At 43.2% G+C, this 266-nt stretch carries 1 protein-coding gene; it reads left to right on the top strand.

Annotation, left to right across the window (positions count from 1 at the left end; translation table 11 throughout):
* A partial coding sequence (locus tag AAEY79_RS15135) for an AraC family transcriptional regulator N-terminal domain-containing protein (RefSeq protein WP_352289272.1) occupies window positions 1-266 on the top strand: 266 nt, incomplete at both ends.

Raw genomic sequence — 266 nt, 5'->3', positions numbered from 1 at the left:
ATGGATGAGCATCATCAAATCCCTAAAGATTTAAACGAATCGCGTCAGAGCGGCTTTTTTGTTGCTGATAACACTGAAGATATGGATTGCAGTGTTATTCGGTTATTACAAGCGTTGCAGTCGCCGTTAGAAGCAAAAGTAATGGGCGAGGCGTTAGTGCTTGAGTTGTTATATCGCCTATTGGATTCCCCCAATGCAGCACCGCTTTATGCGTTGTCGTTAAGTCATACCCGTTTATCGAGGGTAGAAAAAGCCCTTAACTACAT

The organism is Psychrobacter sp. GW64-MNA-CIBAN-0177, from assembly GCF_040309585.1.
Taxonomy (GTDB): domain Bacteria; phylum Pseudomonadota; class Gammaproteobacteria; order Pseudomonadales; family Moraxellaceae; genus Psychrobacter; species Psychrobacter okhotskensis.
The sequence above is the reverse complement of the archived record's forward strand: the minus strand, read 5'-3'. Positions and strand labels throughout refer to the sequence as shown.